A 16126-nucleotide genomic window follows, 5' to 3' on the forward strand; every position below is an offset into this window, starting at 1 on the left:
AGTAATACTTTTGTTTTCTTATAATCAAATATACGATAAAACCACCTCTTTTAGTTTAGACGCCGAGAAAGGATATGCAATAACCTCATTACAGCCACTCTCCATAGCCCAGCGTTGTTCCATGTAGAAATTGCTGGAAGTAATTCCCACAATAGGAACCGTACTTGATATATCCCGTATCTTTTTCATCGCATCTATTCCGTTCATTCCCTCAAGCTGAATGTTTATCAGTACAAAATCCGGTTTCTCCAAGATAAAAGAGCGGATAGCCGTGTCTCTGTTTTTGGCCCATACCACTTGATAGTTCTTTTCCAGTATTTCGTTTATTACTTCAAACCGCGACTCAGAATCTTCCGTTACCAGAATTTTGGGAGATGCCCCATTCTTCAATTCGTTGCCGATTGAGGGTTGTGCGTCAGATAGCTCTTTCTCATAAGGAAGAGTAAATGAAAAGGTACTTCCTACACCAAGCCGAGACTCTACATTGATTTCTCCTCCAAGATGCTCCACCAGGTTTTCGGAGATTGACAGTCCGAGCCCTGTTCCCTGTGCAAAGTTATTGAGTTTCTCAAAACGGTTAAAGATAGTTTTAAGCTTGTCTTTAGGAATGCCCGCTCCCGTGTCGCTAACATAGAAATACAGATAACCCCCTCTTTCCTCTACCCCTAACGTGATACTCCCCCGGAAGGTATTCTTAACAGCATTCGAAAGAAAATTAAAAACAACCTGCTTTACCCGGTTCGCATCGGTCAACACCATCAGACTTATATCCGGATATATAACCTTAAACTCTATCCCTGGCTTTATCTTCGTTTGGTATATGCGTTCAATCTCACTTATAAGATTATGAATATTCACTTGTGTAAAGCTCATTTCATATTTTCCGGATTCAATCTGCGTAAAATCAAGAATATCATTCACCAGTTGTAGTAGCAATGTATTGTTAGTATGAACAATTTCCAGATACTCTTCCCTTAGTTTGGGGTCTTCTTCGGTGGCAATAATATCGCTGAATCCAATAATCGAATTTAACGGAGTGCGTATCTCATGACTCATGTTGGCAATGAACGCCGATTTCATCCGGTCGGCTTTTTCGGCTAACAGGCGAGCTTCCAGAAGATTCTCCATACGTTTTATCCGGTCGCTGATGTCGGATATGAGCACGAATGCTTTCTCTCCTTCTAATGGGGTGATACGTGCTTTGTAATAATAGCGTGTGCCGAAAAGATCAACCGGATATTCAATCTCTTTAAGTTGACCCGTTTCCAGGCACTCTTTGATATTATCAAGAAATAGCTGGCTTACTTCTTCCGAATAAATAATGCGTCCGTTCTGACCAATTATTTCTTCTTTATTGTGAAACAGATTCAGTCCTTCAGGAAGAATAATATCCTGAAATATCAGGTTCTTATCAAAGATGAAAACAAAATCGGGTATGGCCTTAAGCAGATTCCTATAGTCATTGTTCTCTTTACATAATACTGCTTTTTCTTCTTCTTGCTTTTGAATATTCCGGGTTAATGAAATAATTCTTTCCGCTTTATGGTATGAGTAAAAGTAACTTTTTAACCATACCGTCTTTCCCTGGGAATGTACCAGACGATATTTTACCGAAGAATTTGCTTCATCCGTTTCTGAAACCATCTTGAATGAAGAGTTAAATAGAGGTAAATCTTCCGGATGTATAAGGCTGTAAAGCTGTTGCATTGAATCGAAGCAAATGCCAACAGCATCCAGATTGAGAATTTGGAAAAAATCATTGGCGAATTCTAATTCATCGGAAGCGATATTGTATTCCCATATGCCATTTTTTCCGGCAGAGAGCATAGCGATAAAAGGTGTTGAAGAAAAAAAAGAAGAAGATTCCATTTCCTTAATACGTTGTTTTAGTTGGTTGAAACACAAATATAAGATATTTTTGCTTTTAAAGCCAAATAGGACAGAATAACTTACTTAAAGAACAATTTTTCTTAAATTATTTTCATGTATCCATTACCTTTTCATGTTTTTGACAGTAGGACAGTCAATACTATTTTGGTTTAATAACCTTTATCAAAGAATGCTTAAGTGATAAATTTTATCAAATCATAAACAAATATCAGGAAACTTGTGTGGTGTTTTAAGTTTTCTACTTATATTTGCGATCTTAAGTAATCGTATGGACTGTCTGATATGTCCGGAAAAACATTCTAGATCTAAATTATATGGTGAAAGATAGTGCAAAAGAAGTTCCTTATCGCGAGGATTTAAAGGAAAAAGTGATTATAGAAGCTATGGAGGCATTCAAGAGGCACGGAATCAAGAGCATCCGGATGGACGATATTGCAAACCTGCTGAGAATGTCCAAGCGTACTCTTTATGAAATCTTTGAAGATAAAGAAACACTATTGAAAGAATGTATTTTATATCATCAACAGCAAAATCAAAGGGGACTTGAAGAAATCGTCAGAGAATCAAAGAATGTGTTGGAGGTTATTCTGAAATGCTACAAAGGTAGCATTGAAATGTACCACCGCACCAACAAGAAGTTTTTTGAAGAAATCAAGAAATATCCTAAAGTTTACGATATGATTATGAATAGCCGTGAAAAAGATAATACGGTTGTTATTAACTTCCTGAAACGTGGAGTGGATCAGGGAATCTTCAGGGCTGATATAAATTTTGCTATCATACATGCATTGTTGCGCGAACAAATGGACTTGCTTATGACCTCCAACGTGTCCAAACAATTCTCTTTCCTGGAAGTTTACGAGGCCATTATTTTTACGTATTTACGTGGCATAGCCACACAAAAAGGGGCGGAAGAACTTGACGACTTCATCAAGGAATATCGTAAAGAACAAGCTGGCGTGTCGAAAGAATAACTATCCCCCTCTCCAATATTAAGAAGAAAACGAAATGAAATATGAAGAAAATGAAATGTCTTACGAATAGAAAGACCACTCTGGCATTGGCCTTTGTTTTGGCTTTTGGTGGCGTGAGGGCACAAAGTGCCCAAGATACACTCAGGCTTACGCTGAATCAGGCGTTGGAAATTGCATTGAATGACAATCCGACCATTAAAGTGGCAGATCAAGAGATTACACTGAAGAAAACGGCTAACAGGGAGGCTTACGCGGGACTTCTTCCCGAAGTATCTTTGGTTGGCGGTTATCAGCGTGCTATAAAGAAGCAGTCCATGGCTTTTCAGGGACAAGTAGTTGAGATTGGTATTGATAACACATACAATGGTGGGCTTAATATAAGTTTGCCTATATTTGCTCCGGCACTTTATAAAAGTATTAGTCTGACTAAATCAGATGTTGACCTGGCTGTGGAAAAAGCCCGTTCGTCGAAAATCAGTATGGTTAACCAAGTCACCAAGGCTTACTATCAGTTGCTTTTGGCGCAGGATAGCCATGTGGTACTGAAGAAAAGTTACGATCAGGCTGTGGCCAACTATAATGTAGTAAATGCAAAGTACGAACAAGGTAGCGTGAGCGAATATGATAAGATTCGTGCCGAGGTACAGATGCGCAATCTGGTTCCGACAGTTGTTTCTGCCCGTAATGGAGTGAACTTGGCCCGCCTGCAACTTAAAGTGCTTATGGGTATGGACCCGGATATAGAAATTGCCATTATAGGCAACCTGAAAGACTACGAATTAACGATGTTTCAGCAACAACTTGACGAACGCTCTGTTGATCTGAGCAATAACAGTGATTTGAAGCAACTTGATCTTAATGCAGAACTGCTGAAAAAAAGTTTGAAACTGAAACAAACTAACTTTATGCCAACTCTGGGGGCATCGTTCAACTACACCTATATGTCGATGAATGAGAACTTCCGCATTGCGCATTATGATTGGTATCCTTATTCTACCCTTGGCCTTAGCCTGACTATTCCTTTGTTTAAAGCAAGTAACTTTACAACGCTGAAACAAACAAAGATCCAGATGTATCAGCTGACTGAGACTAAAACCAACGCGGAACGTCAGTTACAGATGCAGGCAACAAGCTATCTGGACAATATGAATGCAAGTACAGAGCAGGTGGTAAGTAATAAGGAGAGCGTTCACCAGGCTGAAAAAGGCCGGGAGATTGCTAAAAAGCGTTATGAAGTAGGAAAAGGAACGATTCTTGAGTTGAATGATTCGGAAGTAGCACTTACCCAGGCAGAACTCACTTATAATCAATCTATTTTTGATTACCTGACGGCTAAAGCTGACCTTGATCAGGTGTTAGGTGCGGAGCCTGCCATTAAATAACGAAGAAAAAAAACGAAAATAAGAAAACGAAATGAAAAAGAGTTTTTATTTAATTGCCCTGCTTGCTGTTGTGGTGCTGGGCTCATGTTCCGGTGGGAAGGATGATTCTACCGTAGAAAAAAAAGAAGAAAAGCCGGTAGTAAAACTGGCCAATGTATTTGCCCGTCCGGTAGACCAGGTTCAGGAGTATACAGCTACTGTTGAGGCAGAAGTGAAAAATAATATAGCACCTCAGTCACCGGTTCGTATTGACAAAATCTTTGTGGAAGTAGGCGACCGTGTATCAAAAGGTCAGAAACTGGTACAAATGGATGCGGCAAACCTGCTCCAACTGAAGTTGCAGGTGGAAAACCAGGAGATTGAATTTAAACGTACCGATGAGCTTTATAAAGTGGGTGGTGCTTCTAAATCAGAATGGGATGCTGCAAAAATGACCTTGGATGTTCGGAAAACATCTTATCAGAACTTGTTGGAAAACACAGGGTTAGTAAGCCCGATTAATGGAGTGATTACAGCCCGTAATTATGATAACGGTGATATGTACAGTGGTGGCAATCCGGTTTTGGTTGTAGAACAAATCACTCCGGTGAAATTGATGATCAACGTATCCGAAACCTATTTCACTAAGGTAAAGAAAGGAGCCGCTGTCGCTGTTAAAGTCGATGTATATGGCGATGAAGAATTTACGGGCAATATTAGTTTAGTTTACCCCACTATTGATCCTCTTACCCGTACTTTCCCTGTGGAAATTAAGTTGGCTAACAAAGATCAGAGAGTGCGTCCGGGAATGTTCGCCCGTGCGACGATCAATTTCGGTACTGCTGAGCACGTTGTGGTTCCGGATCAGGCGATTGTTAAGCAGGCCGGTTCGGGCGACCGTTACGTTTATGTCTACAAAAACGGAAAAGTGTCTTATAACAAAGTAGAGCTTGGACGCCGTATGAATACTGAGTATGAGCTGATCTCGGGAGTAGAAGACAATGCTCAGGTGGTCATTGCCGGGCAGGCACGATTACTGAACGACATGGAGGTCCAGGTAACAAATTAAAATAGAGAGGCTGATAAAATAGAATAATTATTATGAGTATATACGAAGGAGCGGTTAAAAAACCGATTATGACCTACCTGTGCTTTGTAGCTGTGGTAATCTTTGGTCTCTTTTCTTTGTCCAGGCTACCGGTAGACTTGTTGCCGGATATTGAAACAAACACCATCATGGTGATGACTTCTTATCCGGGTGCGAGTGCTTCGGACGTGGAGAACAATGTATCCCGTCCGCTGGAAAACGTGTTGAATACAGTTAGTAACCTCAAACATATCAGTTCCCGTTCATCAGAAAACTCTTCTGTAATTACATTGGAGTTTGAATATGGTTACGATATTGATGTGCTTACCAACGACGTCCGCGATAAGTTGGATATGATTACATCTGCTCTTCCCGATGATGTAGAAACACCTATTATCTTTAAGTTTAGTACAGACATGATCCCTATTGTGATGCTTTCTGTACAGGCTGAAGAAAGTCAGGCTGCACTTTACAAGATACTGGACGATAATGTGGCCAATCCGTTGGCTCGTATTCCCGGGGTGGGTACGGTTTCTATTGCCGGTGCACCTAAGCGTGAAATCCAGATTTATTGCGACCCGAATAAGTTGGAGGCTTATAACCTGACGGTTGAAACGATCAGTTCTATTGTCAGTGCCGAAAACCGTAATATCCCGGGGGGTAATTTTGATATTGGTAACGAAACATATGCATTGCGCGTAGAAGGGGAATTTAAAGATGCCCGCCAGATGGAGAGCATTGTTGTGGGCACTAATAATGGGGCAACTGTTTACCTGCGCGATGTGGCACGTGTTGTCGATACGGTAGAAGAACGCGCACAGGAAGCCTATACAAACGGTAAGCGCGGAGCGATGATCATTGTGCAAAAACAATCGGGTGCAAACTCGGTAAACATTGCTCAAAAGGTTATCAACTCCATGCCCGAACTACAAAAAACACTGCCTTCCGATGTGAAGCTGGGGATTATCTTTGATACCTCCGAAAATATTTTGCTTACCATCAACAGTTTGGGCGAAACCGTAGGCTTTGCTCTATTGTTCGTTGTGCTTGTTGTGTTCCTTTTCCTTGGGCGTTGGAGGGCTACGGTAATTATTTCTATCGTTATTCCTTTCTCGCTGATTGCTTCGTTTATCTATCTGGCCATTACCGGGAACTCGTTGAACATCATATCATTGTCTTCACTTTCCATTGCGATTGGTATGGTGGTGGATGATGCGATCGTGGTACTTGAGAACGTAACCACGCATATTGAGCGCGGGTCTGATCCTAAACAGGCTGCTGTGCACGGTACCAATGAGGTTGCTATCTCGGTAATCGCATCTACGCTGACGATGCTTGCTGTGTTCTTCCCGTTGACCATGATTACAGGTATGACGGGTGTGCTCTTCAAACAGTTAGGCTGGATGATGTGTACCATTATGATTGTATCAACCATAGCTGCCTTATCATTAACACCGATGATGTGTTCGCAGATTTTGCGTTTGCAGAAAAAGCAGTCTAAGGCATTTACAACATTCTATGGTCCTATACAAAGAGGGTTGGATAGCCTGGATAAATGGTATGCCCGCTTGCTCGACTGGTCTGTACGTCATCGTATTGTGATTGTCCTTGCGTGTGTTGTTTTCTTTGTTGTCAGTATGTTCTGTGCTAAGTTTATCAGTACGGAGTTCTTCCCTGTACAGGATAGTGGACAGATAACAGCTACGCTTGAATTGCCGATCGGTACGCGTAAAGAAGTGGCTCAGAGGGTTACTGCAAAGCTTACGGATGAGTGGATGCAGAAATATCCCGAGATGATTGTTTGTAACTATCGTGTAGGACAGGCTGATTCGGATAATATTTTTGCCTCTATGTCCGATAATGGACCACATATCGTATCATTCAATATTCGTCTGAGTAATGTTGGTGAGCGTGAACGTAGTATGATGGAGATCGGTGAAGGCATGCGTAAGGATTTGCTAGCCTACCCGGAATTCAGCAAGACGCAGGTTGTAGTCGGAGGAAGTGGTGGTATGGGTGGACAGGCCACGGCGGACTTTGAAATTTACGGATATAGCATGTCTGTGACCGATGAAATGGCCCAGGAATTGAAACGCCGGCTCTTTGAATTGAAAGGGGTGACGGAGGTTAATATTAGCCGTGGCGACTATCAGCCGGAATATCAGGTCGATTTCGATCGTGAAAAGTTGGCGTTACATGGTCTCAACCTGTCTACTGCGGGTAATTATTTGCGTAACCGTATTAATGGTTCTACCTCTTCGCAATATCGTGAAGATGGTGATGAATATGATATTAAAGTACGTTATGCCCCGGAGTTCCGTACCAGTTTGGAAAGCATCGAAGACATTCTCATCTATAATGCAAAAGGAGAGGCTGTTCGTGTGAAGGATCTGGGTACAGTCGTTGAACGTTTTACACCGCCTACGATTGAGCGTAAAGACCGTGAGCGTATTGTAACTGTCTCTGCTGTAGTTGGTGCAGATGCTGTTCTCGGGGATGTGGTAGCAGAGGGAGTCGCTGTAATTAACAATATGGATATTCCTGCGGGAATCAATATACAAGTTGCCGGTACGTATGAAGACCAGATAGAATCATTCCAGGATCTTGGAGTATTGGGTGTCTTGATTATTATCCTTGTATTTATCGTGATGGCTGCTCAGTTTGAGTCGCTGACTTATCCGTTTATTATTATGTTCTCCGTTCCTTTTGCAGCCAGTGGTGTATTGATGGCGCTATTCTTCACCGGAAGTACGCTGAGTGTGATGAGTTTGCTGGGGGGGATTATGTTGATTGGTATCGTAGTGAAGAACGGTATTGTGTTGATTGACTATATCATTCTTTGCCGTGAGCGTGGACAGGCGGTTATTAACTCGGTTGTTACGGCAGGTAAGAGCCGTCTTCGTCCGGTATTGATGACTACGGCTACTACCATTCTGGGTATGATCCCGATGGCTATAGGTACAGGTCAGGGTTCTGAAATGTGGCGCCCGATGGGTATTTCCGTAATTGGTGGTTTAACTGTATCTACGATTCTTACGCTGGTTCTCGTTCCGGTGGTTTATTGTATGTTTGCCGGTGTGGGTATTAAGCGTCAACGCCGGAAACTGAAAAATGCACGTGAACTTGATGATTACTATCAGGAGCATAAAAGCCAGATGACTAAAGCTAAAAAATAATCGTTCAATATATGAAATCAGTACTTATAACATTCGACCAGGCACACTATGAGCAGGTTCTTTCTACGCTCGACCGTTTGAATTGCCGTGGTTTTACACATATGGAAAAGGTGCAGGGACGTGGTTCTAAAACAGGTGAGCCACATTATGGTAGCCACGCCTGGCCTGCAATGAACTCGGCCATCATTACCATAGTTGAGGACCACCGGGTGGACCCGCTACTGGATGCATTGAAAGAAATGGACGAGCGAAAAGAACAATTAGGCTTACGTGCCTTTGTCTGGAACATAGAAAAAGGTATCTAGGCGGCAAGGTGCCGCTGCCAGTGGCAGCAAGCCGCGCTGTGCATTTAAGTTTTGATACTGTATGGAAATTCCCCTCCTTTTTGAGGAGGGGTGGCCTTTAGGCCGGGGTGGTGGAAGCCATTTTGAACCGCAGAGTTTCGCAGATTAACGCAGAGTTTTACTTTTATTTATCACTCTGCGTTAATCTGCGAAACTCTGCGGTTTAAAATATAATACCTTTTCCCTCTTTTCACTATCTTTGCATCTTCTTAGTCATTTGTCTGCATGAAGAATTATTTAAAATATTCGCTGTGGTTTACTATACTTGTGCTCGCCAGTCTTTTTGGATTAGGCTTCCTGCCACCTATCACTATTGATGGGTATACATTGCGGCAAGTAGACTTACTCGGTGATATACGCACAACTGTTCCCGAAGAAGAAGAGGTTGATAGTTTCTTTCTCCCTCCCCCGGTCATAAAACCGGCTTTTGTGGATACATGCCGTGCCGGATTAACCTGTATTGAAGATTATAGCGACTCCACATTGCGCGGAATGACTCCCTTTTATGAGGCTTTAAGTAGATTAGACTCCCTGAAGCGTCCGGTACGGATTGCTTTCTTTGGCGATTCTTTTATTGAAGCAGATATCCTCACGGCCGATTTGCGTGAGATGTTGCAACAAAAGTATGGTGGTTGCGGCGTTGGACTGGTAAATATCACTTCGACAACTAACGGCTTCCGTCCTACGGTGAAGCACTCATACCGCGGATGGCGTACACACGCGGTGACCGATAGCCTTTACTTTGAACGAAAAAAGCAGGGCATAAACGGACACTATTTTATACCGGGTCCCGGTGCGTATGTAAACCTGTCGGGGCAAACGAAGTATGCCTCGTTGTTGGATACATGTGAGCAGTCGACCATTTATTTCTATAATAAAGGTGCGCTGAGCCTTACGGCCAGAATAAACCAAAGGGATGATTTGCAGAGAACCTTTGAGGCATCAACAAAACTACAGAAGATGTCCGTCCAGGGGCGTATAGGGAGTGTGCGCTGGCAAGTCAACCATGCCGATTCGGCCTTGTTCTTTGGAGCTACGATGGATGGTTTGCATGGCGTTGCCGTCGATAACCTGTCGCTGCGTGGCAGTTCGGGACTTTCCTTGCGCTATATTCCCGAGAAGGCGCTCACTGATTTTAATGAGCAACGTCCCTACGATTTGATTGTGTTGCAATACGGATTGAACATTGCAACCCCCCGGGGAAGTAATTATGATTTCTACTATAAAGGCATGCTTCAAACCATTGACCATTTAAAGAAATGTTTCCCGCAGGCAGGTATTTTGTTGCTTAGCGTGGGCGACCGCGATTATAAATCGGATAACGGAGAAATACGTACCATGGTTGGCGTAAAGAATCTGATACGTTATCAGCAGAATCTGGCGGCCGAGACAGGAATTGCTTTCTGGAATATGTTCGAAGCGATGGGCGGCGATGGAAGTATGGCCAAACTGGTGAATGCCAAGCCTGCCATGGCGAACTACGATTATACTCATATCAATTTTAAAGGAGGAGATTATTTGGCGGAATTGCTTTACGAGACACTGATCTATGGTAAAGAGCAATACGACAAGAGGCGTGCGTATGAAAAAGAGTAAAGGGTTGTATATTCGGGTTTGCATAAGTATAATGTTCGGTTGGGTTGCTTTGCCGGGTTGGGGACAGGACCAGATGCCCTTGTCGGCCCGTCCGGATGTACGTATAAAAGGAATCAGGGAGTTGAAAGAATATAAACTAACGCCCGATACGGTGGGGGTGCATATTCTTTTCCCAGAGGCTTTTCAGCATACAAAGCCCAATCAGATTATAGACCGGACCAATGTGTTAAAGCCGGTAATGGAACAGTTATACCGTTTGCGAACCGGTGCGTCGGAAGATACATTGCGCATCGTTCATATTGGCGACAGCCATGTGCGGGGCAGGATTTATCCGCGTACGGTGGGGGTGAAGCTGAGCGAGGTTTTCGGTGCTGTTTCTTATACGGATATGGGGGTGAACGGCGCTACTTGCCTGACCTTTACGCATCCTGATCGTATTGCGGCTATAGCAGAACTTAAACCGGGGTTGCTGATTCTGTCTTTCGGGACAAACGAAAGTCACAACAAGCGATATAACTCTACCGTGCATTATCATCAGATGGATGAATTGGTGAAGTTGTTGCGCTCGCGCATGCCCGGTGTTCCGATCTTGTTGACTACGCCTCCGGGATCGTACGAAAGTTTCCGGCAAAGCCGTCGCCGTCGTACTTATTCAATTAATCAGCGTACGGTGATTGCAGTAAATACCATCCGCAAATACGCCGAGGATCAGAAGCTGGCGGTGTGGGATATGTATAATGTGGTTGGAGGAAAAGACTATGCCTGCCGCAACTGGTGGGATGCCGGACTGATGCGGCCCGATCATGTGCATTATATTGCGGAGGGATACGTACTGCAAGGCGAGATTTTATTTGAAGGACTAATTAACGCATATAACAAGTATGTCTCTGATTGATATCGACTTAGAGAAATTGCGCGATGTATTTATGTATGATCCGCAGGCGCCAATGATATTCAGTAGTGGGGTATTCCTTTGGTTCTTTGCCGGATTTATCATTATATATTCACTGCTGAAGAAACTGAATACACCCCGTATTTTGTTTGTGACGCTGTTCTCTTATTACTTCTATTATAAGAGTAGCGGCACCTATTTCTTCTTGTTGGCGGTGGTTACGGTGAGCGATTTCCTGATTGCACGCTTTATGGACCAGATAAACCGGCAGGCCATGCGAAAGGTCTTGGTCGTACTTAGCCTTGCGATTAACCTGGGATTGCTTTGTTATTTTAAATATACCAATTTCTTTGGCGAAGTGATTGCTTCAATCACCGGAGGCACGTTTAGCGCTTTGGATATCTTCCTTCCGGTGGGGATTTCGTTCTTTACTTTCCAGTCGTTGAGCTATACGATTGATGTGTACCGCAGGCAAATTACTCCGCTGACGAGCTTGTTGGATTATGCCTTCTATGTGTCTTTCTTTCCGCCGCTGGTTGCCGGCCCGATTATTCGTGCACGCGACTTTATTCCGCAGATACGGAAGCCGCTTTGCGTTACCAAAGAGATGTTTGGCCAGGGCGTATTCTATATCCTGTGTGGTCTGTTTAAGAAAGCGATTATCTCCGATTATATTGGCGTTAACTTCGTAGAACGAATCTTTGCTAACCCTACGTTGTACTCCGGGGTGGAGAATCTGATGGGTGTTTATGGATATGCCTTACAGATTTATTGCGACTTCTCGGGTTACAGCGATATGGCCATTGGTATTGCTCTGTTGTTAGGGTTTCATGTAAACAAGAACTTTGATTCTCCATACAAATCGGCCTCTATCACCGAGTTCTGGCGGCGGTGGCATATTTCATTGTCGAGCTGGTTGCGCGATTATCTGTACATCTCTCTGGGGGGGAACCGTAAGGGGAAGTTTCGTCAATACCTCAACCTTATCATAACAATGTTTCTTGGCGGATTGTGGCATGGTGCTTCGTGGAATTTCATTGTATGGGGTATGTTTCACGGCGTGGCGTTGGCGCTACATAAGGCATGGATGACGATCAGCAAGGTGCTGCACCCAGATGTCCATGCGGATGGTGGTCAGCGTAAGCTAAACTTGGGTGCAGCGGCTCGCTGCCGTCGTTTCTTCGGGGTGATCATAACTTTTCACTTTGTTTGTTTCTGCTGGATCTTCTTCCGGAATACGACCTTTGAGGGGTCGATGGATATGATTCGTCAGATCGCATTTAATTTCCAACCACAGCTTTTTGTGCAGCTCATCGAAGGCTATTGGCGGGTATTTGCATTAATGTTGCTGGGATTCTTGCTGCATTTTGCTCCGGTGACATGGGAGGCGTCTTTTGCCAATGGCGTTATCCGTCTGCCCCTGCTTGGCAAGGTGGTGCTGATGGTGGCTCTCGTCTATCTGGTTATTCAGGTGAAGAGCAGTGAGATTCAACCGTTTATATACTTTCAGTTTTAAAGGGAAGCAGTTCTGTTTTTGTCGCCTTTCAGTGGAATATGTTTAAAAAGAAACTTTCATAGACCTTGGAACACCCGGGTGTTCCGGTCGCATACACCCGGGTGTTTTATGCAGAAAGACCCGGGTGTATTGGAGTGAAACACCCGGGTCTTTTGATCCCCGGCAAAGTGGCGGGCTGGATTTAATGAATAAGCTTTTGAAATCGCACCTTGTATCTCTGCGTTAGTTGCGCGTTAGGTTACTCAACCGAAATCTCATCAATAAACATATACGGCGCTCTTCCTTCGCCACCATGACCCTTAGGCAATGCGAGGCTTCGTTTGGCTACAACCTTAACGTAACGAGTCGTAACAGCGTCGAAGCTAACCTCGTACGTGTCGATGTTCCTTTTACCATAATCCGTATCTACCGGATAATCTTTGGATGCCACTTCACGGAAGTCCGTATTATTGTCCGATACATATACCGCCAGTCCGGTAGACCCCATAATCCATGACGGCATGTCTACAAGCGCCTGTGTCGATACACGGCTAATCTCGGTTGGTTCCTGCAAATCAATCACCGCCTCCATATCGCCACCGATAAATCCGAGCCAACGGCCGGTAGAATAACTATCATTGCCCTTCAAGCCATCTACAAGTGCAACCGCACCATTGAATTTGTATCTATCCGACGGTTCCATTTTTAGTGTAATAGGGCATCCGGTTGCTTTATTGAACCTGATTTCCTCGGAAATCATCTTGCTGCTTCCCTCCGGACGAATAGCTACTGCATTGAAGGCGGCATTCTCTGTGATGAAGACCGGTTCGGTATAAAGCTGTGATTTCACGGTAGGCTCTGTTCCGTCTAATGTATAATATATCGGAGCATTGTCTACTGTGCTGAGAACCACTTCAACCGCGCGCTTTTCTGGTTGAGGCTTGTACTCTGCCCTCAGGTCAAAAACATGTTTAGCATAGTTGTAACCCTCGTGCTGATATATCTTCAATAATTGAGGCAGGCGTTTGGTGAAATCGGCATAGTTTTTCTTTTCAGGTTCGGTCCATTGTACTTCGGAAAGGGCCGCCATACGTGGCAAGACCATATATTCAACGCCCTCGGTGGTTTGAATGTATTCCGTCCAAAGGTTGGCCTGCGCACCAAGAATGTACTTCTTTTCACTCTCCTTCAATTCGGCAGGGATAGGCTCCAGACTGTAAACCTTTTCAATCGTAACAAGTCCGCCAATGGCCAGTTGCTCATCCTTGATGTTGTCCGTCTGATAATAATCGAAATAAGCATGAGATGTTGGCACCATAATTACGTCGTGACCAAGGCGTGCTGCTTCAATTCCACCCTCCATGCCTCTCCACGACATGATGGTAGCATTCGGCGCAACGTCGCCTTCCAGAATCTCGTCCCAGCCAATAATGCGGCGTCCTTTGGCATTTAAGAATGCTTCCATACGCTTCATGCAATATGTTTGCAGACGATCCTCGGCTGAGTGTCTGCCATCGGCTTTCAATCCTTCTTTCTTAATACGTGCCTGGCATTTAGGGCAGGCTTTCCAACGAACCCGGGGAGCTTCATCGCCACCGATATGTATAAGTTCGGACGGGAAAAGCTCTGTTACCTCGTCCAGTATCTCTTCAAGGAAAACCATGGCATCTTCATTGCCAATGCAAATCACATCGTCAAAAATACCCCATCGCGGACACACCTCGTACGGTCCGCCCGTACACCCAAACTCCGGATAACCAGCCAATACAGCCAGCATATGTCCGGGCAAGTCCACTTCCGGGATAATCGTGATATAGCGCTCCTGAGCATATTTTACTATATCCTTAATCTCTTCCTGAGTGTAGAAACCGCCGTATGGCGTTTCGTCATATTCGTGCGTATTACGTCCGATAACCGTTCTTTTTCTGATAGAACCGACTTCCGTTACTTTAGGGTGTTTCTTGCTCTCAATTCTCCAACCCTGATCATCCGTAAGGTGCCAGTGGAATTTGTTTATATTGTGCAGCGCAAGTATGTCAATATACTTCTTCACGAATTCTACGGGAAAGAAATGGCGCGCTACATCCAGGTGCATACCACGGTAGCCAAAACGGGGATAGTCGTTTATCTTTACGGCTGGCAGCTCGATACTGGCATTTAGAGCTGTTGCAGGAATAGACTTCCGGAGAGTTTGAACGCCATAAAATACGGCTGCTTCAGTCTTGCCATTAATATAAGCCGCATTTTCATCTACCAACAACTCGTATCCTTCTTCCTTTTCAATCGAATTGTTTAATCCCAGAATAATCGCGTTACTGGCTGCTCCTTCTTTAAATTCTGACACAGAGAAGCCTCTTCCTGTTGCTTCTTTCAGGTAATCTGCCAGAAATTCGGCGTTGCGTTTCTGCAACTCATTGCCCGGCGTGTAAAGGATCGGCGTTTTCTCGGTGATAACGAAAGGTTTTCCTCCTGTTAAAACAACCTCCTGGGGGAGAGGTATGACCTGAAAGTTTGCTTGCTCTGTCTTTGCCTGGCATGAAGATAGGAGGACCAAACATAGACCAATGAGCGCTTGGTTAAGTTTTTGCATAATAAATTTGATTAGTATTAGAACTGTTTTTACGTGTACAAAGATAAGATTTCTGTAGGTGGATAAAAATAATCGTAGATTAATTTTTGCCGGGCGTGCTAGTGTGGCATTATTCTTTTGCTGTTTTCTATAGATAGGCCTAATGCTTCTTTATGCCTGGTTTTATTCTTGTCTAATATAATAAGGTGTATGCTTGTTCTCTTCTTTTGCACCTCTTCGTTTTTTATGTTCTACAACAGGTTTCATTATCAGCTATTTAGAAAAAACTTTTGCATTTCTTTAAAAATAATTGGTGTATACGCTTGCATGTTAATTCTAAACCGCCTATCTTTGCACTCGCTTTACAGAAATGGACAAGCCGCCGCGGTCGAAACCGCATCGTTCTTTGAATTATTTTCATAACTATACAAGTAGTACAAGCCAAGAGAAATCTTGGGTTAATTGAACCGTCATTCTATATTATATATAGGTGTTGAATTTGATAAATTTGTACGGCATCCGAGCAGAGATACAACCGTTCTTATGAACGATTAAAATAACTTTTACAATGAAGAGTTTGATCCTGGCTCAGGATGAACGCTAGCTACAGGCTTAACACATGCAAGTCGAGGGGCAGCATTTCGCAGCAATGTGAAGATGGCGACCGGCGCACGGGTGAGTAACACGTATCCAACCTTCCTTTTACTCTGGGATAGCCTTTCGAAAGAAAGATTAATACCGG

At 43.7% G+C, this 16126-nt stretch carries 9 protein-coding genes, 1 rRNA gene and 2 pseudogenes; 10 read left to right on the forward strand and 2 right to left on the reverse strand.

Going from position 1 to position 16126, the window contains the following annotated elements:
• Positions 1-24 precede the first annotated feature (24 nt).
• Positions 25-1869: an ATP-binding protein gene (locus D0T87_RS10095; RefSeq protein ID WP_163175001.1), complete on the reverse strand. Its 1845-nt coding sequence runs from the start codon at positions 1867-1869 to the stop codon at positions 25-27.
• 335 nt (positions 1870-2204) lie between these two features.
• Here D0T87_RS10095 and D0T87_RS10100 point away from each other — a divergent pair, with 335 nt between their 5' ends.
• The 9 genes and pseudogenes from D0T87_RS10100 to D0T87_RS25075 all read left to right on the forward strand — a co-directional run.
• Positions 2205-2864, forward strand: coding sequence for a TetR/AcrR family transcriptional regulator (locus D0T87_RS10100; RefSeq protein ID WP_203558663.1), 660 nt, complete (start codon positions 2205-2207; stop codon positions 2862-2864).
• Positions 2865-2905: 41 nt separating this feature from the next.
• Complete coding sequence (locus D0T87_RS10105; protein WP_163175002.1) at positions 2906-4246, forward strand: TolC family protein; 1341 nt, start codon at positions 2906-2908, stop codon at positions 4244-4246.
• 31 nt (positions 4247-4277) lie between these two features.
• On the forward strand, positions 4278-5294 hold the full coding sequence (locus D0T87_RS10110) for an efflux RND transporter periplasmic adaptor subunit (protein WP_163175003.1): 1017 nt from the start codon (positions 4278-4280) through the stop codon (positions 5292-5294).
• 32 nt (positions 5295-5326) lie between these two features.
• Positions 5327-8488: an efflux RND transporter permease subunit gene (locus tag D0T87_RS10115; RefSeq protein WP_163175004.1), complete on the forward strand. Its 3162-nt coding sequence runs from the start codon at positions 5327-5329 to the stop codon at positions 8486-8488.
• An 11-nt stretch (positions 8489-8499) separates the two neighbouring features.
• Positions 8500-8793 (forward strand): PG0541 family transporter-associated protein, encoded by a 294-nt coding sequence (locus tag D0T87_RS10120; protein WP_163175005.1) that lies wholly within the window; start codon positions 8500-8502, stop codon positions 8791-8793.
• A 264-nt stretch (positions 8794-9057) separates the two neighbouring features.
• The gene (locus tag D0T87_RS10125) at positions 9058-10428 is read left to right on the forward strand and encodes an SGNH/GDSL hydrolase family protein (RefSeq protein WP_163175006.1); all 1371 of its coding nucleotides are present in this window, start codon (positions 9058-9060) and stop codon (positions 10426-10428) included.
• Complete coding sequence (locus tag D0T87_RS10130; protein ID WP_163175007.1) at positions 10382-11323, forward strand: SGNH/GDSL hydrolase family protein; 942 nt, start codon at positions 10382-10384, stop codon at positions 11321-11323. Before D0T87_RS10125 ends, D0T87_RS10130 begins: the two co-directional genes overlap by 47 nt.
• Positions 11310-12416: pseudogene (locus tag D0T87_RS10135) on the forward strand (MBOAT family protein); the annotation flags it as partial. The gene D0T87_RS10130 and the pseudogene D0T87_RS10135, both read left to right, overlap by 14 nt.
• Positions 12417-12491: 75 nt before the next feature.
• Positions 12492-12836, forward strand: a pseudogene (locus tag D0T87_RS25075) (MBOAT family protein); the annotation flags it as partial.
• A 238-nt stretch (positions 12837-13074) separates the two neighbouring features.
• On the opposite strand, the gene D0T87_RS10140 reads toward D0T87_RS25075, so the two are convergent.
• A complete protein-coding gene (locus tag D0T87_RS10140) occupies positions 13075-15405 on the reverse strand; it encodes a family 20 glycosylhydrolase (protein WP_163175009.1) in 2331 nt (776 codons plus the stop codon).
• Positions 15406-15949: 544 nt separating this feature from the next.
• On the opposite strand from D0T87_RS10140, the gene D0T87_RS10145 reads away from it, so the two are divergent.
• Positions 15950-16126 (forward strand): 16S ribosomal RNA (locus tag D0T87_RS10145); the annotation flags it as partial.

This window comes from Bacteroides sp. 51, from assembly GCF_010500965.1.
Lineage (GTDB): Bacteria > Bacteroidota > Bacteroidia > Bacteroidales > Bacteroidaceae > Bacteroides.

Excerpts from the sequence above, each read along its gene's own strand:
- D0T87_RS10095 (WP_163175001.1), bottom strand. The coding sequence starts at position 1,869 with ATGGAATCTTCTTCTTTTTTTTCTTCAACACCTTTTATCGCTATGCTC.
- D0T87_RS10100 (WP_203558663.1), top strand. The coding sequence starts at position 2,205 with ATGGTGAAAGATAGTGCAAAAGAAGTTCCTTATCGCGAGGATTTAAAG.
- D0T87_RS10105 (WP_163175002.1), top strand. The coding sequence starts at position 2,906 with ATGAAGAAAATGAAATGTCTTACGAATAGAAAGACCACTCTGGCATTG.
- D0T87_RS10110 (WP_163175003.1), top strand. The coding sequence starts at position 4,278 with ATGAAAAAGAGTTTTTATTTAATTGCCCTGCTTGCTGTTGTGGTGCTG.
- D0T87_RS10115 (WP_163175004.1), top strand. The coding sequence starts at position 5,327 with ATGAGTATATACGAAGGAGCGGTTAAAAAACCGATTATGACCTACCTG.
- D0T87_RS10120 (WP_163175005.1), top strand. The coding sequence starts at position 8,500 with ATGAAATCAGTACTTATAACATTCGACCAGGCACACTATGAGCAGGTT.
- D0T87_RS10125 (WP_163175006.1), top strand. The coding sequence starts at position 9,058 with ATGAAGAATTATTTAAAATATTCGCTGTGGTTTACTATACTTGTGCTC.
- D0T87_RS10130 (WP_163175007.1), top strand. The coding sequence starts at position 10,382 with ATGGTAAAGAGCAATACGACAAGAGGCGTGCGTATGAAAAAGAGTAAA.
- D0T87_RS10140 (WP_163175009.1), bottom strand. The coding sequence starts at position 15,405 with ATGCAAAAACTTAACCAAGCGCTCATTGGTCTATGTTTGGTCCTCCTA.